Origin of the sequence: Candidatus Methanoperedens nitratireducens (assembly GCF_900196725.1) — an archaeon.
In the GTDB taxonomy this organism is placed as follows: Archaea; Halobacteriota; Methanosarcinia; order Methanosarcinales; family Methanoperedenaceae; genus Methanoperedens; species Methanoperedens nitroreducens_A.
The window spans coordinates 1-1,473 of the sequence record NZ_FZMP01000125.1 but is presented as its reverse complement, the minus strand read 5'-3'; the positions used below and the strand labels follow the sequence as shown (position 1 = coordinate 1,473).

Here is a 1,473-nt window from a genome sequence, read left to right as displayed (position 1 = left end):
TGTGCCCTAGTAAAAACTGGTGCCAATTTCTTTTAGAGGTCGATAAATATGACAAATCTATTACTGGTATTATCCAAAGACCCGTATACGACAGAGATACCCAATCTCGTACTTGATATCGGGTTGAACGCAAGGACAAAGAAAGGCAGCGGCGTATCCCTGTATCTTGTGGAGGACGGGGTTACAGCTGCACGGAAAAGCGAATTCGGGAACAAATTACTGGATGCTAAGAAGAAAGGCATCAGGATACTTGCCGATGATAAAGCAGTTCAATCAAGAGGACTTGATGGTAACCTGATCCCGGGTGTGGAAATAAAGGAAATAAGCGCACTCCTTGATCACATAGTTGAGGATAACACGAAGGTAGCGTGGTTCTGAGGTGGTAGATATGGTGAACAACGGCAATAGCAAAACATTAACAATTGTATCTATAAACGGACCGTACCGGGATGAAGCGGCGTATACATTGGTCAGGCTTGCCCACGCTGCGAAAGAGAAAGGTATTAACATCAACTTCTTCAACTACCTTGACGGGACTGTGATCGGGCACAGGGAGCAGGCGCCAAAGGAGTTCCCGGGGGTGGAGCAGCTTTTCGGCACTGTGCTGAAGAAAGGGCTTAAAAACCCCAAGACCGATGCCATAGCATGCATAAAATGCACAGAAGCGCGCGGCGTGACAAAGCAGCAGACCGAGGGTGTGGTCATTGGCGGGCTCTACGACCTGGCCGAATGGACGGCAGAATCGGACAAGACCATTTTACTGGGGTGAGAAAATGAGCAAGAAAGTAAACATAATCGTGACACAGCCCCCTTATGGCAAGGAGGATGCATACAGCGCGATACCTCTTGCGGAGACGCAGGCTGCGGCAGGGAGTTTACCTTCCATCACGTTCGTAAGCGGAGGCGTGCATTCCGTGGTCAAAGGACAGAAAACCGGTTATGGAGACCCTGCTATATGGCAGAAAGACGTTCCAAGCGTTGAGGCTACCATAATCAAGGCGAAGGAGAGCGTCAGGTTCTATGCGCTTGAAGCTGACCTGAAGAAAAGGGGCATAGCTGATAGCGAGGTTATCGAAGGCATCTCAAAGCTGAACATCGATGACCTGACGGACAGGATACTTGAGAGCGAAGTAACACTGGTGTTCTGAGATGGCAGTAGTTCATGACCTTGAGCTGGATGTAAGGGGCAAGTAGCCCCTACCCTTTGATAAGGACAAAGCAGCAGGTGGATAAGCTTCAAAAGGGCATGGTGCTCAAGGTACTTACAAGCGACCCGGTAGCGCCGCAGAACATCGATGCATGGGCGAAAAGATCGGGGAATGAGTTGCTGGCTGTCGAGGCGAACGACGGGATTTACAATATCTTTGTACGGAAGAGCTGACTTTGGAAATGCTTCCCTCCATCGTGGTTTCGCGTCATTCCAGAGCGTCGTTAAGGGCAGTGAACTCCTTATAGACGCCCATGTTGATAGAA

General features: G+C 49.5%; 3 protein-coding genes and 1 pseudogene. All 4 read left to right on the top strand.

Annotated elements, in window-relative coordinates; genetic code table 11:
- Positions 1 to 48: 48 nt before the first annotated feature.
- Positions 49 to 378, top strand: coding sequence for a DsrH/TusB family sulfur metabolism protein (locus tag MNV_RS09415; protein WP_096205513.1), 330 nt, complete (start codon positions 49 to 51; stop codon positions 376 to 378).
- A gap of 10 nt (positions 379 to 388) precedes the next feature.
- On the top strand, positions 389 to 769 hold the full coding sequence (locus tag MNV_RS09410) for a DsrE/DsrF/TusD sulfur relay family protein (protein WP_096205512.1): 381 nt from the start codon (positions 389 to 391) through the stop codon (positions 767 to 769).
- A 4-nt stretch (positions 770 to 773) separates the two neighbouring features.
- Positions 774 to 1,148 carry a DsrE family protein gene (locus MNV_RS09405; RefSeq protein WP_096205510.1) on the top strand — a complete coding sequence of 125 codons (375 nt, stop codon included), beginning with the start codon at positions 774 to 776 and terminating at the stop codon, positions 1,146 to 1,148.
- 47 nt (positions 1,149 to 1,195) lie between these two features.
- A pseudogene (locus MNV_RS09400) lies at positions 1,196 to 1,381 on the top strand (sulfurtransferase TusA family protein); the annotation flags it as partial.
- Positions 1,382 to 1,473: the final 92 nt, after the last annotated feature.